17 protein-coding genes and 1 riboswitch are annotated in these 22,812 nt (G+C 35.9%); of the genes, 13 read left to right on the top strand and 4 right to left on the bottom strand.

What is annotated here, in order from left to right:
* Positions 1 to 25: 25 nt before the first annotated feature.
* Together WMO19_RS03705 and nhaC (WMO19_RS03700) are read right to left on the bottom strand one after the other, a co-directional pair.
* Positions 26 to 781, bottom strand: a complete 756-nt coding sequence (locus WMO19_RS03705) for a formate/nitrite transporter family protein (protein ID WP_349170238.1) — start codon at positions 779 to 781, stop codon at positions 26 to 28.
* A 53-nt stretch (positions 782 to 834) separates the two neighbouring features.
* Positions 835 to 2,259 carry a Na+/H+ antiporter NhaC gene (gene nhaC, locus WMO19_RS03700; protein WP_349170237.1) on the bottom strand — a complete coding sequence of 475 codons (1,425 nt, stop codon included), beginning with the start codon at positions 2,257 to 2,259 and terminating at the stop codon, positions 835 to 837.
* 114 nt (positions 2,260 to 2,373) lie between these two features.
* On the opposite strand from nhaC (WMO19_RS03700), the gene WMO19_RS03695 reads away from it, so the two are divergent.
* From WMO19_RS03695 to WMO19_RS03675, 5 genes are all read left to right on the top strand, one after another.
* Entirely contained in the window at positions 2,374 to 2,883 is a 510-nt protein-coding gene (locus WMO19_RS03695) for an adenine phosphoribosyltransferase (protein ID WP_349170236.1), read from the top strand.
* Between the two features lie 231 nt (positions 2,884 to 3,114).
* Positions 3,115 to 4,416, top strand: coding sequence for a phosphomethylpyrimidine synthase ThiC (gene thiC / locus WMO19_RS03690; protein WP_349170235.1), 1,302 nt, complete (start codon positions 3,115 to 3,117; stop codon positions 4,414 to 4,416).
* Between the two features lie 55 nt (positions 4,417 to 4,471).
* Positions 4,472 to 4,575, top strand: a riboswitch (TPP riboswitch).
* Positions 4,576 to 4,599: 24 nt separating this feature from the next.
* Entirely contained in the window at positions 4,600 to 5,115 is a 516-nt protein-coding gene (gene thiW / locus WMO19_RS03685) for an energy coupling factor transporter S component ThiW (protein ID WP_019124916.1), read from the top strand.
* Complete coding sequence (gene thiD / locus WMO19_RS03680; protein ID WP_349170234.1) at positions 5,105 to 5,911, top strand: bifunctional hydroxymethylpyrimidine kinase/phosphomethylpyrimidine kinase; 807 nt, start codon at positions 5,105 to 5,107, stop codon at positions 5,909 to 5,911. Before thiW ends, thiD begins: the two co-directional genes overlap by 11 nt.
* Complete coding sequence (locus tag WMO19_RS03675; RefSeq protein WP_349170233.1) at positions 5,901 to 7,292, top strand: hydroxyethylthiazole kinase; 1,392 nt, start codon at positions 5,901 to 5,903, stop codon at positions 7,290 to 7,292. Before thiD ends, WMO19_RS03675 begins: the two co-directional genes overlap by 11 nt.
* A gap of 67 nt (positions 7,293 to 7,359) precedes the next feature.
* On the opposite strand, the gene WMO19_RS03670 is transcribed toward WMO19_RS03675, so the two are convergent.
* Both WMO19_RS03670 and WMO19_RS03665 read right to left on the bottom strand, forming a co-directional pair.
* Positions 7,360 to 7,860 (bottom strand): LURP-one-related/scramblase family protein, encoded by a 501-nt coding sequence (locus tag WMO19_RS03670; RefSeq protein WP_332087678.1) that lies wholly within the window; start codon positions 7,858 to 7,860, stop codon positions 7,360 to 7,362.
* Positions 7,861 to 7,979: 119 nt separating this feature from the next.
* Positions 7,980 to 9,971 carry a urocanate hydratase gene (locus WMO19_RS03665; RefSeq protein ID WP_349170260.1) on the bottom strand — a complete coding sequence of 664 codons (1,992 nt, stop codon included), beginning with the start codon at positions 9,969 to 9,971 and terminating at the stop codon, positions 7,980 to 7,982.
* Between the two features lie 452 nt (positions 9,972 to 10,423).
* On the opposite strand from WMO19_RS03665, the gene hutI reads away from it, so the two are divergent.
* The 8 genes from hutI to WMO19_RS03625 all read left to right on the top strand — a co-directional run bounded on the left by hutI (position 10,424) and on the right by WMO19_RS03625 (position 22,743).
* A complete protein-coding gene (gene hutI, locus WMO19_RS03660) occupies positions 10,424 to 11,689 on the top strand; it encodes an imidazolonepropionase (RefSeq protein WP_349170232.1) in 1,266 nt (421 codons plus the stop codon).
* A 412-nt stretch (positions 11,690 to 12,101) separates the two neighbouring features.
* Positions 12,102 to 13,637 carry a Na+/H+ antiporter NhaC gene (gene nhaC / locus WMO19_RS03655; RefSeq protein WP_349170231.1) on the top strand — a complete coding sequence of 512 codons (1,536 nt, stop codon included), beginning with the start codon at positions 12,102 to 12,104 and terminating at the stop codon, positions 13,635 to 13,637.
* A 64-nt stretch (positions 13,638 to 13,701) separates the two neighbouring features.
* The gene (locus tag WMO19_RS03650; RefSeq protein ID WP_349170230.1) at positions 13,702 to 14,220 is read left to right on the top strand and encodes a hypothetical protein; all 519 of its coding nucleotides are present in this window, start codon (positions 13,702 to 13,704) and stop codon (positions 14,218 to 14,220) included.
* Positions 14,221 to 14,540: 320 nt separating this feature from the next.
* Positions 14,541 to 16,142 carry a gamma-glutamyltransferase family protein gene (locus WMO19_RS03645; protein ID WP_349170229.1) on the top strand — a complete coding sequence of 534 codons (1,602 nt, stop codon included), beginning with the start codon at positions 14,541 to 14,543 and terminating at the stop codon, positions 16,140 to 16,142.
* Between the two features lie 11 nt (positions 16,143 to 16,153).
* Positions 16,154 to 18,145 (top strand): excinuclease ABC subunit UvrB, encoded by a 1,992-nt coding sequence (uvrB, locus tag WMO19_RS03640; RefSeq protein ID WP_349170228.1) that lies wholly within the window; start codon positions 16,154 to 16,156, stop codon positions 18,143 to 18,145.
* 12 nt (positions 18,146 to 18,157) lie between these two features.
* The gene (gene uvrA, locus WMO19_RS03635; RefSeq protein ID WP_349170227.1) at positions 18,158 to 20,974 is read left to right on the top strand and encodes an excinuclease ABC subunit UvrA; all 2,817 of its coding nucleotides are present in this window, start codon (positions 18,158 to 18,160) and stop codon (positions 20,972 to 20,974) included.
* Between the two features lies 1 nt (position 20,975).
* Complete coding sequence (locus WMO19_RS03630) at positions 20,976 to 21,779, top strand: L,D-transpeptidase family protein (RefSeq protein ID WP_349170226.1); 804 nt, start codon at positions 20,976 to 20,978, stop codon at positions 21,777 to 21,779.
* Between the two features lie 109 nt (positions 21,780 to 21,888).
* Positions 21,889 to 22,743 carry a transporter substrate-binding domain-containing protein gene (locus WMO19_RS03625; protein ID WP_349170225.1) on the top strand — a complete coding sequence of 285 codons (855 nt, stop codon included), beginning with the start codon at positions 21,889 to 21,891 and terminating at the stop codon, positions 22,741 to 22,743.
* Positions 22,744 to 22,812: the final 69 nt, after the last annotated feature.

Raw genomic sequence — 22,812 nt, 5'->3', positions numbered from 1 at the left:
ACGAGGCTCCTTTACCTCGTCTCTTTTACTTTTCTGAAGCTATAGTATTATAAGTTAGGGCAACTAAAGCGCCACCAATAATATTTCCAATAGTTACAGGTATTAAATTTTTAAGAATTAATGCAAAAGTAAAATCTGAATTTAACATTTTTGCAAGTGCAAAGCAAGTCATATTTGCAACACTATGCTCGAAGCCAAGGCTTACAAAGGCAAGTATGCACCAAAAAATTAAAATCAATTTTGCTGAATCAGAAATTTTTCTTGAGCAAATTAAAACTGCAAGGCAGACTAAAATGTTACACATAATTCCCTTGAAAAGCAAAGGAAGGAAGTCAAAGCTCGTCTTTCCAGTTACAAGTTTTAACAATGCTTCATTATATTCAGGGGAAACGCCAGTCATTTTAAATAAAAATGAAATTAAAACTGAGCCCAAAATATTTCCAAGGTAGGAAAAAATTAAAATCTTTAAAAGGGTTCCTGTGTCAATTTTTTTATTTAATCTTCCAACTGTTGTCACTAGAACATTTCCTGTGAAGAGTTCTCCGCCTGCAAAGACCACAAAGGATAGGGAAAGGGAGAAGACAAAGCCGTTAATAAATTTTACGGCAGGGATGGGCAGTGGAGAAAAGACACTAGCTGATAGAGTCATTATGAGCATGCCCATTCCAATAAAAAATCCTGCAAGTATGGAAGCAACCATGTACTTAAAAAGAGAGCCTTCAAGTAAATTTTTCTTCGTATTTGCAGAATTTGTAAGTCCACTTATTATATCTTTATACATAACACACCTCTTTTTTTATTCCACTAAACATTATACCAAAAAGAGGTGGTTTTTCAATTGGTGAAAGAATCTTTATCTTGGTCTAAGATAAATTTTTTCGAATCAAGGGCAGTAATTATTATTTGCACAAGGGGCATTAGAAGGTTAAAGAACAAAAACGGTAGATAGTGAACAGTGGAAACTCCAAGGACTGATGTCATATAAGCACCACAAGTGTTCCAAGGTACCATAGCTGATGTAACTGTTCCACCTGATTCAAGTGTAGATGACAAAAGTTTTGGGTCCAAATTTCTATCTCTATATTCATTTTTAAACATTCTGCCTGGAACAACTATGGAGATGTACTGCTCAGGCATAGTTGCATTTGTGAAAAAGCAAGTGAGAATTGTGGCAGTGACAAGACCAACAGTGGACTTTACCTTGCCAAGGAATTTTTTTACAATTGCTTCAAGTATTCCAGTCTCTTCAGCAATGCCGCCAAACATCATGGCGATAATAGTAAGGGAAATGGAAGACATCATGTTGTTAAGTCCACCAGTAGTTAAAAGTTTATCCACTGATTCTATTCCAGTTTCAGACACAAAACCATTTAGGGCACAAGATAAGATATCGCCAAAAGTTACTTTTTGATAAAGAGGTCCCATAATGGCAGCTGCAATTATGCCAAGGCTTATGCCAGGCACTGCAGGAACTTTTTTTGCAATAGAAAGTATTACAATAAGGGGCGCAAGCAAAAGAACTGGAGAAATATTAAAATTATTTTTTAAGCCTTCAGTAATCATAGTTACGCTAGACAAGTCTGCAGAGCTTCCCCTGTACTTTAGTGATAAAAATCCAAAGATGAGTAGGGTCAATACATAGGTAATAATTGTTGGCTTAACCATTGCCTTGATGTGAGTGAAGACATCAGTGCCTGCCATTGCCGGAGCAAGGTTTGTTGTATCAGATAGGGGACTCATCTTGTCGCCAAAGTAGGCGCCAGATAAAACGGCACCTGCTGTTATGGGAGCAGGTATGCCAAGGCCACTTGCTATGCCCATGAGGGCTATACCCATAGTGCCTGCAGTGCCCCAACTTGTTCCCGTAGCAAGAGAAGTTATTGAAGTGATTAAAACTGTTGCCACAAGAAAAATTGATGGCTTTAAAATCATAAGTCCGTAGTAGATCATAGTTGGCACAACGCCAGCTAAAATCCAAACGCCAATTAAAACTCCAATAATGGCGAGAATTATTATGGACTGCATGGCTTGTGAGATTCCCTTTATCATGGAGTTCTCAATAAATTTCCAGGAGTAGCCAATTTTTAGGGCGACAAGAGAAGCTATTAAGACCCCAATGAGCATGGGTATGTGGGGACTTTCTTCGTACTTTATAATACTTATAAACATAATTACAACTAGAGAGAGGAAGGTAAATAGAGCTTCAGAAAAATTTGCCTTCCTTATTTCTCTGTCATATTTTTTTATATTTTTATTCATTTAACACCTCGTGAATAAATAGAAAAATTTAACATATTATATCATTAAAAGAATGATAATAAAAGTTTTAGTTAGCTGACAAAGATGTTATACTATAAGGGAATGGAGGAAGTTATGGAATTAAAAGATACAATTCGCGCAATAAAAGATTATCCAAAGGAAGGAGTCATCTTTAGAGACATTACTACTCTCTTAAAGGACAAGGATGCCTTCCAAAAAGCTGTAGATGAAATGGCAGAAAAAATAGATGATGATGTAGACAAAATAGTTGGCATTGAAGCAAGGGGATTTATTTTTGCTTCAGCCCTTGCCTATAAACTTGACAAGGGTTTTGTGCCAGTTAGAAAACCAGGCAAGCTTCCTTGGGATAAGGAAAGAGAATCCTATGAGCTTGAATACGGCGAAGACTCAATTGAAATTCACAAGGACGCCCTAGAGCCTGGCGAAAAAGTTGTAATAGTTGACGACCTTCTTGCCACTGGCGGCACAGCCAAGGCCTCTGTAAATCTTGTGGAAAAGCTAAAGGGAGAAGTGTCTTCCATAATCTTTTTAGTTGAACTTGAAGATTTAAAGGGAAGAGAAGTTTTAAGTGGCACAAGGGTAGAATCAATTATAAAATATTAAGAGATAAAAATTTATTATCTCTATTAAAGAGACTTACAATATTTTATGAATTAGTATTATATTTTTTCTTGTTTTAAAAGATTTGATATTATAAAATCAATAAATGAATAAATAAACTTATGGGAGCAATTTGCTGAGAGGAGTTAAGACTCGACCATCTTACCTGCTAGGATAATGCCTTGGCAGGGAAAAGTAAGATTACTCCTATAATTTTATAGGAGGTTTTTTTATATGAAATATGCTACTCAAATGGAAGCAGCGAAACATGGTTTTGTCACAGAAGAGATGAAAATTGTGGCAGAAAAGGAAAATGTATCTTGTGAGTATCTACTGGAGAAAATGGCTTGTGGAGAAATTGTCATTCCAAAAAACAAAAATCACAAATCAATTTCACCTGAAGGCATTGGCACGGGGCTTAGGACCAAGATTAATGTAAACTTAGGAATTTCCAAGGACTTAAATGACATGGACATGGAAATGAAAAAAGTTGACATGGCACTAAAAATGGGTGCAGAAGCCATAATGGATTTATCAAATTATGGCAAGACTCAAGAATTCAGGAAAAAATTAATTGAAAAATCTACAGCCATGATAGGCACAGTGCCCATGTATGATGCAGTAGGATTTTTGGACAAGGGACTTTCTTACATAAAGGCAGAGGAATTTTTAGATGTAGTTAGAAATCATGCCGAAAATGGAGTGGACTTTGTGACAATTCACGCAGGTATAAATAGGGCAAATGCTGAAATATTTATGAGGAATAGGCGTGTAAATGAAATTGTATCTCGAGGAGGTTCTCTACTCTTTGGTTGGATGATGATGAATGACGCAGAAAATCCCTTTTACCAATACTATGATGAGCTCTTAGATATTTTAAGAGAATATGATGTGACTCTTTCTCTTGGAGATTCTCTGAGACCTGGTGGCATTCATGATGCCACAGACCCTGCTCAAATTTCAGAACTTATTACACTTGGTGAGCTTACAAAGAGAGCTTGGGAGAAGGATGTGCAAGTAATTATTGAAGGGCCTGGTCATGTGCCAATTGGTGACATTGAAATGAATGTCAAACTTCAAAAGAAACTTTGTCACAAGGCACCTTTTTATGTCTTGGGACCTCTTGTTACAGATGTGGCACCTGGTTATGACCATATTACATCGGCAATTGGCGGTGCAATTGCAGCAGCTCATGGTGCAGATTTCTTGTGTTATGTAACGCCTGCTGAACATTTGAGACTGCCAAATGTAGAAGATGTTCGCGAAGGAATTGTAGCTTGCAAAATTGCAGCTCATGCAGGTGACATTAATAAATTAAAGGACGCAAGAAATTGGGATTTAGAAATGAGCAAGAGACGCCAAAAAATTGACTGGGAAGGAATGTTTGAGCTTGCTCTTGACAAGGTTAAGCCAAGAGAGTACAGAGATTCATCCATGCCTGAAGAAGAAAATACCTGCACAATGTGCGGCTCAATGTGCTCTGCAAAAAATATGAATTTAATACTTGAAGGCAAAGATATTAAAATAGAAGCTTAATCTAAGTGAACTAATATTAAAATTTAAATAAATTTAGTTCAGTGTAAAAATTTAATTAAATAAAAAAGGGAGCTTGTTGACAGGCTGAGAGGAAATTGTTAATTTCGACCGTTACCTGATTTGGATAATGCCAACGTAGGGAATAGTTTTAGTTTTTATGTCAGCACTCTCTAGGAGGTAAATATGAAATCTAATACTAAGAAGTTAACTGTGGCAGCTCTTTTTGTTGCCATAGGAGTTGTTTTTTCCTTTGTAAACTTTCCAGTGGGACTTTCAAAGTGTTATCCAATTCAACACATGGTAAATGTACTTTCTGCAGTAATATTAGGACCTATCTATTCAGTCCTTGTTGCCTTTTGCATCTCACTTATTAGAAATTTATCAGGCACAGGTTCTTTAATGGCCTTTCCTGGTTCAATGGTTGGGGCCTTTTTAGCAGGCATTTTATATTACAAGACAAGAAAGCTTTCCCTTGCCTTTTTGGGAGAAGTTTTTGGCACAGGAGTTATAGGTGCCCTATTAGCCTATCCAGTAGCCAAGTTTATTCTTGGAAAGGAAATGGCATTTTTTGGACTAATTATTCCTTTTTCTGTAAGTACCCTTGGTGGTTCGATAATAGCTATAATAATTATTTTGAGCCTTAAAAAGACAGCTCTTAATGATTATCTTAATTTAGAGGGAAATAAACATGGAAATTAAAAAGATTTTAAGCATAGCTGGGTCTGACTCTAGCGGTGGCGCAGGTATCCAAGCCGACTTAAAAACCATAACTTCATATAAGTTTTATGGCATGACTGCCATTACAGCAATAACTGCACAAAATACTATGGGTGTTCAGGCTTCCTCACCTATAAGTGAGCAGATGCTTAAGAGTCAGCTTTTGTCAATTTGCCAAGATATTATGCTCGATGCTGTAAAAATTGGCATGGTGGCAAGTCCAGGACAAGTAGAAGTTATATCAGAAATAGCTGAAAAATATTTTAAGGATCTGCCCATAGTTTTAGACCCAGTAATAACATCAACTAGCGGATTTACCCTTGTGCCAGATGATACTCTTGAGAAGATGAAGGAAATTTTATTTCAAAAGGCAACTTTAATCACCCCGAATCTCATTGAAGCTGGGATTATTTACGGCAAAAAAATTGAAAGCCTTGAAGAGATGAAGGAGGCAGCAGAATTTTTATATAACAAATATAAAGTAGCCTTTCTAATAAAGGGAGGTCACCTAAAAGACTCAAAGGATGATGTGCTTTGTGGAAGAGAGGGGCTCTTTGTAATAGAGGGAAAAAACATAGACAACAAAAATACCCATGGCACAGGTTGCACCCTATCCAGTGCCCTAGCTTGTGAACTTGCAAAGGGTAAAAGTCTTTATGATGCACTTGTAGCTGCAAAAAAATATTTAAGTGGTGCCATAGCTTATGGCTTTGATATAGGAAGGGGCAGGGGACCCCTATATCACATGTATAATTTGAGTGATAAAAATGAAAATTAAGGCAAATTTAAATAATCTAAGGGACAAGGCTCCCTTAGTACATATTATTTCAAATAGCGTCACAAGAGCTAGACTTGCTGACTTTGTTTTATCTCTTGGAGCAAGTCCAATGATGGCAGAATATTCCAAGGAAGTTGCTGAAATTACAAAAAAATCTTCTGCCCTCCTCTTGAATATGGGAATGTTAAATGAAGATAAAATTGAAGCAATTAAAATTTCTGCAAAAGTTGCAGATGAAAATAATATTCCTCTGGTCTTTGACCCAGTTGGAGTTGCTTCTAGTAGCCTAAGAAGAGACTTGGCAAAAGACCTTATCAGTAAATTTAAATTTAATGTCATAAGAGGAAATTTTAACGAAATTAATTACTTGGCAAGGGGCAAGACCTTCACTGGCGTGGATTCAAGGGATGAAAATTTATCACGAGAAGATTTCATAGATATTGCCTTAGAACTCCAAGAAAAAAGCAAAGCTACAGTTGTAGTTAGCGGCAAATATGAAGTGATAGCCAACTCTCACTTGTTAATTTCAATTCCTGGTGGCGATGAAAATTTAAAAAAAATCACTGGCTTAGGAGACATGGAATCTGCCATGATAACTTCTCTTTTGGCAGCCCCCATGTCAAACTTAAAAGCCTGCGCTCTTGCTGCAATATTTTTAAGACAGCTTGGGAAAAGCGTCATAAGAGATAATAAAGTAAATGCCCAAGATATTATAAGTAAAATGCAAGGCATAGATGAAATAAGTGGAGATCTTGAAATTTTATCTCCTTCAACTAAATTTATTAAGCCAATTTTATATGGAATTTCTGAAGGCGATGATTTATGGAAAATAAAAAATGCAGTTAAGGCTGGAATGGGGATTTATCAGCTTAGAGACAAGCTTGCAGATGAAGATGAGCTTGGAGAAAAAATCTTAAATATAAAAAGTGAAATTGATGGTAAGTGCCTTTTTATCTTAAATGATAACTTAAAGCTTGCGAAAAAATATGGCACTGCACTTCATCTTGGTCAAGAGGACGAAAAAATTTCTCGGGCAAGAGAAGTCTTGGGAAGAGATGAGATAATTGGTGCAACGGCAAAAACTGTAAAGCTTGGCATTGAGGCAGAAAATATGGGAGCATCTTATATTGGGACGGGAGCTTTTTTTGAAACAGAAACCAAGAAAGATGCCTCAAGGATTACGCTAGAAAGATTTAAAGAAATAAGAGAAGCTCTCTTAATTCCAGTCTTTCCCATAGGAGGAATAAGTAAGGATAGGTTAGACTTTTTCACTGGCCTAGACTTAGATGGTCTGTGCATGTCAAGAGCCATCTTTTCAGTGAGGGAAGATGAAGTAGAAAAAAATGTGCGAGAAATAATAGAGAAATTAAACAATTTATAATATAAATAATCTGCTAAAAATTAAATTCTAGCAGATTTTTTTAAATTTTCTTGTATTATTTATATTTTTAGCCAGCAGAATTAGATCTTGCTCTAGCAGTGTCCTTAATATTATTTAGGCAAAGGGTGAGGGCAAGGAGGGCTTCTGTATAATTTTCGTCGTGAACTGTGAGCCTATAGGTGTCAGTCATGGCAAAGAAAGTCTTTTCGATTTCGCCAATTAAGTCAGAGCCCCTATAAATGTCAAAGTTTAAATCTATAAAATTCCCATTGAGTTTAAAAGTTTCTCCCTCGTAGTCTACATCAACTTTTCTCGTCAAAAAACTTAACTTTGACTCAACTCTCATATACCTTCCGTCAGTAAAGTTCACATTAAATTTTTGAAAGAGACTAAAAATTTCCTTGTCAATTTCTAAAATTGGATTTCTATTAGCGTCAGATATAGTGGAAGAATAGCCGATGAGTTTAAAGTCTTGGTCCACAAAATAGGCGTCATTGCCATCTTCATCTAGGATGGCATAGTGGTCTGTAATTTTAAAAAATTTTTCCTTGAAATAATAATTTTTCATTCTACACCTCTTTATAAGTAAATTATACCATGAAGTCACTCTTTTTATTAATTGTAAAAAAAAGAAAGAGAGCATAAAAAAGCCCCACAGTTTCCTGTAGGGCAATTTAAGATTATTTATTAGTCGATATTAAGTGAATCAACAGCATTGTCAATTAGTTCATCTTTTACAAGATAAGGAATTGTAATGTGTCCGAATTCATTGTCTTCGTTAAATTCTTTAGTTACTTCGATAGCGTGATCATTTCTAGCCCAGTTACGTCTAGCAACACCACTCATAACGTCCCAAGTAAGTGAAAGTTTGATAATTTCGTCAACCATTTCAGATCCGTCAAGTACTAGACCAAATCCACCGTTGATTGATTTACCAATACCAACTCCACCACCGTTGTGAAGAGCAACAAGAGACATACCTCTTGCACAGTTACCTGCGAAACATTGAGTAGCCATGTCAGCCATTACATTAGAACCGTCTTTGATGTTAGAAGTTTCTCTAAATGGAGAGTCTGTACCAGATACATCGTGGTGGTCACGACCCATCATAACAGGACCAATCTTTCCTTCTCTAACAAGTTCGTTGAATTTAAGAGCAATGTCAACTCTACCCTTAGCATCTTGGTAAAGAATTCTTGCTTGAGTTCCAACTACTAATTGGTTCTTTTCAGCGTCTCTGATCCAGATATAGTTATCCATATCTTGGTATCTTCTGTCTTTATCTATACATTCCATTGCAGCGTGGTCAGTTGCAATTAAGTCTTCGTGTTTACCACTTAGGCAAACCCATCTGAATGGTCCATATCCATAGTCAAATAGAAGTGGTCCCATGATGTCTTCTACATAAGAAGGCCAAATGAATCCGTCTTTGTCGTCTTTACCGTTCTTAGAAACTTCTTTAACTCCAGCATCGTAGATAGCCTTTAAGAAAGAGTTACCATAGTCGAAGAAGTAAGTTCCCTTAGCAGTAAGGTTCTTAATAACTTCAAAGTGTTGTTTAAGAGTTTCATCAACAAGTTCATGGAATTTCTTGATGTCAGTTCTTAGTAGTTCAGTTCTTTCTTCGAAAGTGATTCCTACTGGACAGTATCCGCCATTGTATGCGTTGTGGCAAGAAGTTTGGTCAGAAAGTAGGTCAATGTGAACATCGTTCTTGTCCATGTAGTGAAGAAGATCAACTATGTTACCGTGGAAGGCAATTGAAAGAGCTTCTTTCTTTGCAAGAGCGTCTTGAGCAAGTTTAACTGCTTCTTCAGGGGTTTCAGCAAGTTTCTTGATCCATCCTTGTTCAAGTCTAGTTTCAATTCTTGAAATATCAACTTCAGCGATGATAGATACAGCGCCTGCAATATCTCCAGCTTTACCTTGAGCACCAGACATTCCACCAAGTCCAGATGAAACGAATAATTTACCAGCTAAGTTGTCTTTTTCGCCAAGACCAAGTTTTAATCTACCAGCGTTAAGAATAGTGTTGTAAGTTCCGTGAACAATACCTTGTGGTCCAATGTACATCCAACCACCAGCAGTCATTTGTCCGTAGTTAGCAACACCCATTTCTTCTGCAATTTCCCAATCGTCAAGATTGTCATAAAGACCAACCATTAAACCGTTAGTGATAATAACTCTTGGAGAATTTTTTCTTGATTTAAATAGTCCAAGTGGGTGACCAGATTCCATTACAAGAGTTTCGTCATCGTGCATAATTTCAAGATATTGTTTGATTAAGTTGTATTGCATCCAGTCGTGACAAACTGAACCAGTTTCTCCATAAGTTACAAGTTCGTATGGATAAAGAGCAACATCAAAGTCTAGGTTGTTATCGATCATTACTTGGAAAGCTTTTCCAGCTAAGCAATTTCCTTTGTATTCGTCAATTGGCTTGCCGTAAATTCTTCCTTCTGGTCTGAATCTGTATCCGTAGATTCTTCCTCTAGTTGTAAGTTCTTCTAAAAATTCAGGAATTAATTCTTCATGATATTCTTCTGGGATATATCTTAGAGCATTTCTAAGGGCAACCTTAGTTTGGTCCTTTGAAAGTCTAAATCCTCTATCAGGAGCTCTTCTAATTCCTTGTTCAAAAGATTTTTTTTCTGGTAAGTTTTTGATTTGTACCTTCATAATCTTTTGAACATCTGCGTTATGATTATTAATCACTTTTATCAACCTCCATTTACTTGCTATTATAAATTAAAATATTTAAAAAGTAAATACAAAGGGAAATTAATTTCCTAAAAAATTAAAAAAATTTTAGAATTTTATAGAAAATGCGAAAATCTCGTGGGAATTGTGGTTATCAGTAATATTGGACTATCTGTTGATATCTTTACCATGGTAAATTAAAGAAATGAATCGTTTTCAAATTAAAAAAAGCGACTAATATATAGGATTTAATTTATAAAAAATTTTTCTAAAATATGCAAAAAATTTTCCCAACTTAATTTCTATAATAAAGAATAAATTTCCCATAAAAATTTTTTTATATAAATTTTTTATATAAAATAGAAAAAATAATTTATTATTTAATGGGTATAAAATATGTGTTAAGATAAGGACAGATAAAAGGAGGAATTATGAAAGCGGATAAAATATTAATTAATCTTGAACAAGTTTTTTCACCAAAGGACATTGGTAGACCACTAAGAGGTGAAGAAATGAATGAAGCCGACATCTTAGAAAATGCTTACATCGCTATTAAGGATGGAAAGATTTTAGAAGTTGGTGAAGGCAAGGGCTACGAAAATTTAAAGGACGACAATACAGAAATAGTTGACCTTACAGGAAAGGTTGCAACACCAGGTCTTATTGACGCTCACACTCACTTAGTATACGGCGGAAGTCGTGAAAATGAATTTGCAATGAAGCTTAATGGCATGGAATACCTTGAAATTCTTGAAGCAGGTGGAGGAATTCTCTCTACACTAAAGGCAACTGACGCAGCAAGCTTTGATGAACTTTACGACAAGACTAGAGACCTATTGGAACACATGCTAGTTCATGGTGTAACAGCTGTTGAAGCAAAAAGTGGTTATGGAATAACTCTTGAAACTGAACTTAAGGAACTTGAAGTCCTTGAAAAGTTAAATAAAGATTTTCCAACAGAACTTATTAGGACTTTCATGGCAGCTCACGTAATTCACGAAAAATATAAGGACAATTCAGATGAATATGTTAACATAGTAATTGACATGATGCCAGAAGTTGCCAAGAGAAACTTGGCAGAATTCTGTGATGTCTTCTGCGAGAAGGGAGTATTCACTGCTGAACAATCAGAAAGAATACTTGAAGCTGCAAAGGAACATGGCTTTAAATTAAGAATCCACTCTGATGAAATTGAAAACATTGGTGGCGTAGATGTTGCTGCAAAGGTTGGAGCAGTTTCTGCAGAACACTTAATGGTAGTAGATGAAGGTGAAATTGAAACTCTAGCAAAGGCAAATGTTATTGGAAACTTACTTCCAGGAACAACTTTCTCCCTAATGCTTGACACTTATGCACCAGCAAGAAAGATGCTTGACAAGGGAATGGCAATTACACTTTGTACAGATTCAAACCCAGGATCTTGTCCAACAGCGAACCTTCAATTCATCATGCAACTTGGCTGTCTTGAAATGAAATTGACTCCAATTGAAGTATTTAATGCAGTAACTATTAACGCTGCTTACTCAGTTGACAGAGCAAAGACTATGGGATCCTTTGACAAGGGCAAGAGAGCAAACATTACAATTTTCGATGCTCACAACATTGACTACACACTTTACTTCTTTGGAACAAATCTATGTAAGCAAGTTTATGTAGATGGAGAACTTGTAGTTGAAGATAGAAAACTAGTTAAATAATGTTTTTAATTTAATAATTTTAATTGAGTGCAGGTGAAGTTCACTTGCACTTTTCTTTTATTGAAAATAAAATTTTGCATAGAAGTTAATTTTAATAAAAATATTTCTATAAAAAACAATGATTTAATGCTGTTAATTAAAGAGGTAGAGAATTTTTATAAAACAATTTTACACAAAAAAATTGTAAGACATAGTAATATGTTATCATGTAACGAGACTAACGGATTGTATTTTTTCTTGTAATTGTGCCATTTTTTAAATTAATTGATTGACTTGTAGGTCAATCTAGGTTAGAATTTACTTAGAAAACATTTTCAGCGATACAAAATTCTTTTTAAATTGTATCGCAAGCATATTAAAAATTTTTTATGCAAAATTAATATGCTAAATGATATTTCGAGGAGGTTATTATATGAAGAACGAAGGTCAAAAAGCTGTTAGACTTCCTAGTTTTATAGGAGCATTCTTGCCAATTATTACAATGGTTTGTTTAATGGTTTATGTTTTCAACCTTTCTGATGGCGTTTATGACGGAGCTCATATGCCATTAGTTATTGGAATTGTAGTTGCATGTGGAGTTGGAGCAGCATGTGGACATAGTTTTTCTGATATGCTTGAAGGAATGATCGAAAGACTTACAGCTACTCTTGAAGCAATTTTAATTCTACTTACAGTAGGTCTATTGATTTCATCTTTCATGATTTCAGGAACTATCCCAGCAGTTATTTATTATGGTTTGAAATTACTTACACCACAAACATTTTTACCTATAGGATGTATTCTTATAGCAATAGTTGGTCTTGCCTGTGGTTCATCTTGGACAGCAACAGGAACAATAGGTATTGCCTTTATGACAATTGGTGTTGGTCTTGGAATTAGCCCTGCACTAACAGCAGGTATGGTTATTTCAGGTGCTTATGTTGGAGATAAATTCTCTCCACTATCTGATACTACAAACCTTGCAGCAGGTGTTTCAAATACTGGATTATTTGACCACGTAAATGCAATGGTTTCTACTACAGGACCTGTTTTCTTAATTACACTTATTATTTACACAATTCTTGGTTCAAGAATTAATGGTGCTAACTATGATCCTACAATTGCACAAGGAATCCAAGATGCACTAGCAGCAAACTTTAATCTAAACCCACTTGTACTTCTTCCAATCATAGTAATTGTAGTTGTATGTGTTATGAGAGTTCCTGGACTTCCTGGAGTTCTTATTTCAGTAGCAACTGGTGTATTATTTGCAGTTATTTTCCAAGGTGGATACAATTTAGCTGGATTATTTGGCGTACTTCACTATGGTCCAGGAATTGAAACTGGAAATGAATTTGTAGACGCAGCTCTTGCTAAGGGTGGTATGGATAATCAAATGTGGACAATCAACCTAATTATTCTTGCAGTATCCTTTGGTGGTGCTCTTGAAAAATGCGGTTCTGTTGAAAGAATTTTTGGAAATATTAAACATAAAATCAACACTGTTGGCGGACTTGTTTTCGCTACAATGCTTACATCAATATTCTGTGATGCAGCAATGTGTGACCAATTCTTAGGAATCGGTGTTCCTGCTCCACTATATGATGATAAGTATGATGAACTTGGTCTTGCAAGAAATATGCTTTCAAGAACACTTGAAGATGCTGGTACACTTTGGGCTTGTATGTTCCCATGGACAGCTTGTGGAGCTTACCAATCTGGAGTACTTGGCATGAGTCCATTCGTTTACTTCCCATTTGCTTTCGTAAACTTACTAAACCCAATTTACGCTTGTGTAACTGCACTTATGGGCAGAAATATATTCTGGGCTGACGGAGCTTACACAAATTTATTTGGTAAAACAAAGATGAAGAAAGCAGCTGCTGCTCCTGAAGAAGCACACAAATATGCTCTTGCTCAACTTGAAAAATTAAGAGCAGAAGGAAAAGCACCAAAGGTTAATGCTTAATTTAAAGTCTTAATTAAGCAAAGACTAAAAATTAAAAATAATTGAATTAGAAAGAAGTGATTATGTGTCAGAAATAAAATTACCTTGGGATGATGACAGCGAAGCAATTAAATACGTGTATGTAAATCCAAGAAAAAACTTTTCTGAAAAATATGCCTACATAATCACTTCTATTTTGATTATATTAGGCATAACTACAAAGTATAAGCTTACTTTAATTCTTGCACTCTTATTATTATTGTCATTAATCTCTAAGAGATATGTGGCAGTAAGTGCCAAGGGCCTTGAAATGTACACTGACATGAAAATTACTCACACCTACAATGTGTGGGAATGGTCAGACATTGAAGCTGTTACTTATGAAAAGAAAGCTGAAGAGCCTAAGTTAATACTTTTATATTTCACAAAGGGAGATATAACTAAGAGATTTTTCTTTGATGAAAAGGATAAGGAAAGTGTTTTTGACTTAGCTAAAAAGCACAACAAAAAAATAAAAATTTATGATGCTTGGGAATATAAACAAGATCTCAAAAGATTTAAAAAAGAGATGAAAAATATGAACAAGAAGAATCGTAGAAAATAATAATTTTAATTTTGAGAGAGACTTCAATTTGAAGTTTCTCTTTTTTTCTTTTGATTTTTTAGTCACTACTCTAATCCAATCTTACATAATATTTTTTTTGATGAAATAATTTTAAGCTAAGAAAAATTTACAACAAAGAAAAATTTTAAAAATATAAAAAAACTTTAGAGTAAAAATTTTTAAAGCTAGGGAAAATTTAAATTTAAGAATATTTTCAACAATAATCACTAGAAGTTGAATTATTTACCTTTTAATTATAGAATTATCTTTAGTTGATAAAGCTTTGAGTGATAATTTTTATAAAATATGAGGATGATTAAATGAATTTTGATTACAATAAATATCCCTATCCTTCCACAAGAAGGACCATCTTTGGGAAAAAGGGAATGGTGGCAACTTCTTCACCCTATGCAACAAGTGCTGGAGCAAAAATTTTACTTGAAGGGGGAAATGCAATTGATGCTGCCCTTGCTGTATCTATGACCCTTCCTGTTGTTGAACCGACGGGCAATGGTCTTGGTTCAGATATGTTTGCTCTCATTTATTTTGAAGGAAAACTCTATGGCATCAATGCCAGTGGAAGAAGTCCAAAATCTATTTCCATTGATGCCTTAAAAGAAAAGGGTTATGACAAGATGCCTTCTTGTGGTGTAAATGTAATTAACACGCCGGGACTAATTGGAGGCGCCATGAAAGTTCATGAGGACTTTGCCACAATGAGTCTTGAGAAAATTTTTGAGCCTGCAATTTCTTATGCAGAAGAAGGTTTTGCAGTCACTCCACAAATTGCAAAGCTTTGGAGGGAAAGCGTAGAAAAATACAGAAAATTTAATAGAAAAGAATTTGATGAATTTTTCAAAACTTTTACAATAGATGGAAGAGCACCGAGAGCTGGAGAAGTTTTTTCCTGCAAAGACATGGCAGAGACCCTAAGAGAAATTCGTGACACTAGGGGTGAGTCCTTCTATAGGGGTAGGCTGGCAGAAAAAATTTCAGCTGAAGTAGAAAGACTTGGCGGATTTTTAAATGAAGAGGACTTAAAAAACTTTACTCCAAAATATGTTGATCCAATTTCAACAAATTATAGGGGCGTTGACATTTGGGAGATACCGCCTAACGGCCATGGTATTTCTGTCTTAATGGCACTAAATATTTTAAGTAAAATGGAAATAAAGGAAAGATCTGACATAGGAACTACGCACAAAATTATAGAGGCCATAAAATTATCCTTAACTGATGCAAAGACTTTTGTGGCAGATCCTGATTCAATGAAGATAAAAATTGAAGAGCTTTTGTCAGAAGAATATGCTGAAAAGAGAAGGGCTGACATAAAAGATTTTGCTGAAATGCCAAAGTCTTATCCTATAAAATCTTCAGATACAGTTTATTTTGCCACTGCAGATAAGTATGGCAACATGGTTTCCATGATTCAGTCAAATTATGCTGGCTTTGGGTCAGGAATTGTTGTGCCAGGGACTGGAATAGCTCTTAACAACAGAGTTGAAAACTTTTATTTTGAAGAAGGACTGGCAAATTCTCTTGCAGGTGGAAAGCTTCCCTACCACACAATTATCCCTGGTTTTATGACAAAGAAGGGTGAGGTCTTTGGAGCCTTTGGCATAATGGGAGCCTTTATGCAGCCACAAGCTCATGTCCAGGTCCTCATGAATATGCTTGACTTTAATTTAAACCCACAGGCTGCTCTTGATGCACCGAGACTTATGTGGACTGGCGACAAAAACATTGACCTTGAGTGTGACTTTGATGATGATATAATTGATGGTCTAAAGAAACTTGGTCACCATGTCAATGTAATAAGTGATTTTAAAAACATGGGTCGTGGACAAGTTATTTTGAAGAAAGATGATGTATATATTGGCGGAACAGAAAAGAGGACTGACTCCAATATTTTTGCTTTTTAGAAGGTGATTAAGTGAAATTTAAAATTCATTCAGACTACAAGCCTACTGGCGACCAACCTCAGGCAATTGATAAGTTAGCTGAAGGCATAAAAAAAGGCTACAAGCACCAAAATCTTTTAGGTGTAACAGGCTCAGGCAAGACCTTTACCATGGCAAATGTAATAGAGAGAGTGCAAAAGCCAACTCTTGTAATTGCCCACAACAAGACTCTTGCCTACCAACTTTGCTCTGAGTTAAAGGAATTTTTCCCAGAAAATGCAGTGGAATTTTTTGTATCCTACTATGATTATTATCAACCAGAGGCCTATGTGCCTGGCACTGACACTTTTATTGAGAAGGATTCTTCTATAAATGATGAAATAGATAAGCTTCGTCACTCTGCAACTATGGCTCTTTTTGAGAGAAAGGATGTAATAATTGTTGCATCAGTTTCTTGCATCTATGGCTTGGGAGATCCAATTGACTATGAACAACTTGCCATTTCACTAAGACCAGGCATGATTAAGGATAGAAATGATGTCATGAGTAAACTTGTGGACATTCAATATGTTAGAAACGATTATGAATTTAAGCGTGGAACTTTTAGGGTTCGTGGAGATATTTTGGAAATTTTTCCTGCATCTTCTTCTGAAAATTCCATTAGAGTTGAATTTTTTGGCGACGAAATAGATAGAATTACAGAAGTAAATGCCTTAACTGGGGAGGTTCTGCACTACCTAAATCACGCCTACATTACGCCGGCATCTCACTTTGCAACTTCAGAAGAAAAGGTGAAGAGGGCAATAGTGACAATAGAAGAAGAACTTGAAGAGAGATTAAAGGTCTTAAAGGACCAAGAAAAACTTTTGGAAGCACAAAGGTTGGAGCAAAGGACTAGATATGATTTAGAAATGCTTTCTGAGATGGGCTTTTGCTCTGGCATAGAAAATTATTCCAGACACTTATCTGGCAGGGCGCCAGGTTCAAGACCCTACACCTTAATAGATTATTTTCCTAAGGATTTTCTAACTATAATAGATGAATCTCACCAGACAATTCCACAAATTAGGGGAATGTTTAACGGCGACAGATCTCGTAAGGAAACCTTAGTTGAATATGGATTTAGACTTCCTTCTGCCCTTGACAACAGACCTCTTAGGTTTAATGAGTTTGAAGAGATGATGAACCAATGCGTCTATGTTTCTGCAACGCCAGGTCCCTATGAACTTGAGCATACAGAGCAACAAGTTGAGCAAATTATTAGGCCTACGGGACTTCTGGACCCAATAATAGAAGTTAGACCAATAAAAAATCAAATTGACGACATAATAAATGAAATAAATGGAGCTATTGATAGAGGGGAAAGAGTTTTAATCACAACTCTTACTAAGAGAATGTCTGAAGATTTATCAAGACATTTAAAGGAAATTGGGTATAAAATAACCTACATGCACTCCGATGTGGATACCTTGGAGAGAATGAAAATTATAAGAGACTTGCGTCTTGGAGAGGTAGATGTCCTCGTTGGCATTAACCTTTTGAGAGAAGGGCTTGACCTTCCAGAAGTTTCTAGAGTTTGCATACTTGATGCAGACAAGGAAGGCTTCCTTCGTTCTGTGACATCACTTATACAAACGGCAGGTCGTGCTGCTAGAAATGCCGAGGGAAAGGTTATAATGTATGCCGATACAATAACTCCGTCAATGCAAGTTGCCCTTGATGAAACTTCTAGGAGAAGAAAGATTCAAGAAGCCTACAATAAAGAGCATGGCATCACTCCAAAGACAATAGTTAAGGGTGTGCGTGAAGTTATTAACACTGCCATTGCTGCAGAAGATAGCCTTGACTTTAAAGAACTTGTAGATACAGATAATGAATTTACAAAAGATGAAATAAATGAAATGATTGATGCTCTAAAACCTGAAATGTACAGGGCAGCAGAGGAACTTGACTTTGAAAGGGCTGCTGAAATTAGAGATAAGATAAAGGACTTAAGAGAGAAGAAAAAATCTGCCCTTTTATAAAGAGGTGTTAAATTGAAAGATGAAATAATAGTAAAGGGAGCCAGAGTCAACAACTTAAAAAATGTTGATTTAAAAATCCCAAGAAATAAATTTGTAGTTTTCACTGGATTATCTGGTTCAGGAAAGTCTTCCCTTGCCTTTGACACAATTTATGCCGAAGGTCAAAGGAGATATGTTGAGAGTTTGTCTTCCTATGCCAGACAATTTTTGGGACAAATGGATAAACCAGAGGTGGACTATATTGAAGGAATGAGTCCCTCAATTTCCATTGACCAAAAGACTACATCAAAAAATCCGAGGTCAACTGTAGGCACAGTTACAGAAATTTATGACTACCTAAGACTCTTATATGCAAGAGTTGGTCATGCCTTTTGCCCTGAATGTGGCAAGGAAATCTCTTCCTACACAATTGACCAAATGGTTGATGAAGTTATGAAACTGGAAGAGAGAACTAGAATCCAAATACTTTCTCCAGTGGTAAGGCACAGGAAGGGTCAACACAAAAAGATTTTTGAAAAGATAAAAAAAGAAGGCTTTTTAAGAGTTTTTGTTGACGGAGAGATGCATGACATTTCTGAAGACTTTGAGCTTGATAAAAATAAAAATCACGATATAGATATTGTCGTTGACAGAATTATTGTAAAGGAAAAAATTGAATCAAGATTGGCTGACTCTCTTGAAATTGCAACAAATTTAAGTGATGGTATTGCCAAGGTAAATGTTCTTGATGGTGAAGATTTAATATTTTCAACAAAATTTGCCTGCCCTCACTGCAATATTATAATAGAAGAAGTTACGCCAAGATCCTTTTCCTTTAACTCACCTCTTGGTGCCTGCCATGAGTGTAAGGGACTAGGCTTCTCCAAGGAAGTTTCCAGGGACTTAGTAATTCCCAACAAAGACCTTTCCATAGACCAGGGAGCCATTGCCTGTTACTCAAATTCTAAGGGAACTTATTATTATGAAATAATTTCTGAAATTGCAAAGAAATTTAACTTTAGCACAAAAGAGCCAATAAAAAATGCACCAGAAGAATTTATGGAGGCAATATTTAATGGTTACAAGGGCAAATTGAGCTTTTCTTTCAATTCCTTCTTCTCTGGAGAAAAAAAATACTCTGGTGGCTTTGAGGGAATTTTAAAAAATTTAAAGAGAAGATATACTGAGTCCAGCTCCGACAGAATGCTTGATAAAATTGACGAGTTTATGGAAGAAGTTCCCTGTCCAAAATGTCACGGTTCAAGGCTTAAAGATTCTTCTCTTGCCATAAAAGTTGGCGGCCTAAATATTTTTGAGCTGACAGAGCTTTCCATAGATAAGGCTTTGGAATTTTTCAAAAATTTAGAGTTAACAAAAAATGAAATGATTATAGCTGAAGAACTTTTAAAGGAAATAAAATCTCGTCTTGAATTTTTGGTAAATGTAGGTTTAGAGTACCTTTCTCTATCAAGAATGGCGGGAACCCTTTCTGGTGGAGAAGCACAGAGAATTAGACTTGCAACACAAATTGGCTCACAACTTGTGGGCGTGATTTATGTACTAGACGAGCCCAGCATAGGACTTCACCAAAGGGACAATGCAAAGCTTTTGGAATCCCTAAGAAATTTAACGGACATAGGAAACACACTAATCGTTGTAGAACATGACGAGGATACCATGTTTGCAGCTGACCAAATTGTTGACATTGGACCCCTTGCTGGTGTAAATGGGGGAAGAATAGTTGCACAGGGGACTGCTGAAGAAATTATGGAAGTTCAAGAGTCAATTACTGGTGCCTATTTAAGTGGCAGAAAGAAAATTGAAGTTCCCAAGGAGAGAAGAAAGTCCAATGGCAAGTCAATAAAGGTCATAGGAGCCAGTGAAAATAATTTAAAAAATATTGATGTAGAATTTCCTTTAGGCGACTTTATCTGCGTAACTGGTGTTTCTGGTTCAGGCAAGTCCTCTCTAGTAAACGAAATTTTATATAAAAGCCTTGCACAAAAAATAAATAAATCGAGAATAAAACCTGGCAAGCACAAAAGTGTAGAAGGACTAGAAAATATTGACAAAATCGTGGACATTGACCAATCACCAATTGGAAGGACTCCAAGATCAAATCCTGCCACATATACTGGCGCTTTTGATATAATAAGAGATATATTTGCATCTACTAACGAGGCAAAAATGCGTGGCTACAAGAAGGGAAGATTTTCCTTTAATGTAAAGGGCGGAAGGTGCGAAGCCTGCAAGGGAGACGGAATTTTAAAGGTTGAAATGCACTTTTTGTCTGATGTCTATGTGCCTTGCGAAGTTTGCCATGGCAAGAGATACAATCGTGAAACTCTTGAAGTTAAATACAAGGGCAAAAATATTTATGATGTCCTAGACATGACAGTGGAAGAGGCAATTGACTTTTTCCAAAATCACGAGAGAGTTTTGCGAAAGCTTGAAACCCTAAGAGATGTTGGCTTGTCCTACATCAAGCTTGGACAATCTTCTACTCTTTTATCAGGTGGAGAGGCACAGAGAATAAAACTTGCCACAGAGCTTTCTAAGAGGGCAACTGGCAGGACTCTCTACATTTTAGATGAACCTACAACGGGACTTCACTCTGAAGATGTAAATAAACTCATAAAGGTTTTGGAAGAGTTAGTAGATAGAGGCAATACTGTCATTACTATTGAGCACAACCTAGATGTCATAAAGTGTGCCGATTATATAATAGATTTAGGACCTGAAGGCGGCGACGGTGGAGGAGAGGTTCTCTTCACTGGCACTCCTGAAGAAATTGTTAAGTGCAAAAATTCTTACACTGGAGAATTTTTAAGGGATAAATTGGAGGATTAATTTGAAGAAAATTAAAAAATTTGGAATTTTTATTTTAGCTGCAAGTCTCTTGCCGAATTTTGTTTTTGCCAAGGGCTTTGTCAGAGAAAATAATTTTATGGATAAAAGCGGCGTTGAAAAGAGAGATGAAATCAAAAGATGGCAAGCTCGCATGAATTTGCCAGTGACGGGAACTCTAAACGACAAGACTAAAGAAGCTCTACACACTGAAAATTATGAAGTTTACGACATGGTGACAAATCCACCAACAAAGGGCAAGTGGATAGTGGTAAACAAGTCAAGAAGAACTCTTACTATGTATGAGGGAAATCAGTCTATTGGCAAGTATCCAGTGACACTAGGTACCAATGCCACACCAACACCATCTGCAAAGGGAAAAATTCAAAATATGCACAAAAACCCTGCTTGGGGTGGAATGAATGGAAAGTACAAACCAGCTAAGGCTGACGACCCCAACAATCCTCTTGGGGAAAGATGGATGGGTCTAAGACTGCCTGGAGCAAGTGGATATGGCATTCATGGAAATATTAAGCCTCATCAAATTGGCGGCTACTATTCCAACGGCTGCATAAGACTATTTAATTATGATGTGGAAAATTATGTATTTCCAAATATGTCTGTGGGTTCACCAGTGTGGATAGGTACAGATAATGAACTTGAATCTTGGGGAGTTTACCAATACTCAAGAGTTAAAAAGGAAGAAGCAAAAGCACCTGTAGAAGAAAAACCTTCAGAAGTGCAAGAAGAGACAAAAGCCCAAAAGACTATAGAGAGTGTTCCAGCAGGAGATCTTTTAGAATTTTAATTAAATAAAGTAATAAAAATCGTTGAAATTCAATTTGTTTTGAGTTATAATGTTTTTTAAAATTAAAGAAGACATGGAAATACTATTTACAAGGAACTAGGAGGGTATTATGAAAAAGAAGATTTTTAATATTGCAATTATAGGAATGGCAGCCTTATTTTTATTTGGCTGTGGGAAAAAAGATGATGAAAAAGAAGAAGCAAAGGAAGCAGTTAAGTTTGAAATAACAACTACTGGACCAACTATTGACGCTATAAAGGAAAAGGGCAAAATTGTTCTTGGAACTTCAGCAGACTTCCCACCAATGGAATGGACATCCTTCCAAAATGGCAAGGAAGAATTTACAGGTATTGACCTTGCAATTGCAAAATCAATTGCCGATTCTCTTGGAGTTGAACTTGAAGTTAAGAACATGGCCTTCGAAGGACTTCTAGCTTCCCTAAATGCAGGCGATGTTGACATGGTTCTTGCGGGCATGGGTGCTGACGAAGAAAGAAAGAAACAAGTTGACTTCTCTGAAGAATATTCAAAGGGAGCACAAGTACTACTAGTAACTGAAGAAAATAAAGATAAGTATAAAACTTTTGATGACCTTGAAGGAAAAATTATTGGTACACAACTTGGTTCACTTCAACAAAAGTTTGCAACTGAAAAGTTTGGAGATAAGTGCAAGGGATTTGATCTTAACAATGTAATCATTGAGCAATTAAAGAACAAATCCATTGATGCAGCTTTCCTATCAGAACTTCCAGCAAAGCAATTTGCATCAATAACTGATGGGCTTGTTATCATAGACAATTTAGGAATCCCAGATGAAAGTGGATTTGCAGTAGCAATTAAAAAGGGAAATGACGATTTAACAGGAGCTGTTAATGAAGTTGTTAAAGGATTAAAAGATTCAGGCCAAGTTGAAAAATGGTTTGATGAGTATATTGAACTATCTAACAAAGAAGCTAACAATTAGTAATTAAATATTCCCTACTTTATGTGGGGAATTTTTATTTTGTAAATTAGATAATTTAGAAAGGAATAA

The sequence above is a fragment of the Peptoniphilus hominis (ex Hitch et al. 2025) genome (genome assembly GCF_040096015.1).
GTDB lineage: Bacteria > Bacillota > Clostridia > Tissierellales > Peptoniphilaceae > Peptoniphilus_A > Peptoniphilus_A hominis.
The sequence above is the reverse complement of the archived record's forward strand: the minus strand, read 5'-3'. Positions and strand labels throughout refer to the sequence as shown.

What these genes read in the sequence shown, in the direction of transcription:
- WMO19_RS03705 (WP_349170238.1), bottom strand. Translation starts at nt 781, where the DNA reads ATGTATAAAGATATAATAAGTGGACTTACAAATTCTGCAAATACGAAG.
- nhaC (WP_349170237.1), bottom strand. Translation starts at nt 2,259, where the DNA reads ATGAATAAAAATATAAAAAAATATGACAGAGAAATAAGGAAGGCAAAT.
- WMO19_RS03695 (WP_349170236.1), top strand. Translation starts at nt 2,374, where the DNA reads ATGGAATTAAAAGATACAATTCGCGCAATAAAAGATTATCCAAAGGAA.
- thiC (WP_349170235.1), top strand. Translation starts at nt 3,115, where the DNA reads ATGAAATATGCTACTCAAATGGAAGCAGCGAAACATGGTTTTGTCACA.
- thiW (WP_019124916.1), top strand. Translation starts at nt 4,600, where the DNA reads ATGAAATCTAATACTAAGAAGTTAACTGTGGCAGCTCTTTTTGTTGCC.
- thiD (WP_349170234.1), top strand. Translation starts at nt 5,105, where the DNA reads ATGGAAATTAAAAAGATTTTAAGCATAGCTGGGTCTGACTCTAGCGGT.
- WMO19_RS03675 (WP_349170233.1), top strand. Translation starts at nt 5,901, where the DNA reads ATGAAAATTAAGGCAAATTTAAATAATCTAAGGGACAAGGCTCCCTTA.
- WMO19_RS03670 (WP_332087678.1), bottom strand. Translation starts at nt 7,860, where the DNA reads ATGAAAAATTATTATTTCAAGGAAAAATTTTTTAAAATTACAGACCAC.
- WMO19_RS03665 (WP_349170260.1), bottom strand. Translation starts at nt 9,971, where the DNA reads ATGAAGGTACAAATCAAAAACTTACCAGAAAAAAAATCTTTTGAACAA.
- hutI (WP_349170232.1), top strand. Translation starts at nt 10,424, where the DNA reads ATGAAAGCGGATAAAATATTAATTAATCTTGAACAAGTTTTTTCACCA.
- nhaC (WP_349170231.1), top strand. Translation starts at nt 12,102, where the DNA reads ATGAAGAACGAAGGTCAAAAAGCTGTTAGACTTCCTAGTTTTATAGGA.
- WMO19_RS03645 (WP_349170229.1), top strand. Translation starts at nt 14,541, where the DNA reads ATGAATTTTGATTACAATAAATATCCCTATCCTTCCACAAGAAGGACC.
- WMO19_RS03625 (WP_349170225.1), top strand. Translation starts at nt 21,889, where the DNA reads ATGAAAAAGAAGATTTTTAATATTGCAATTATAGGAATGGCAGCCTTA.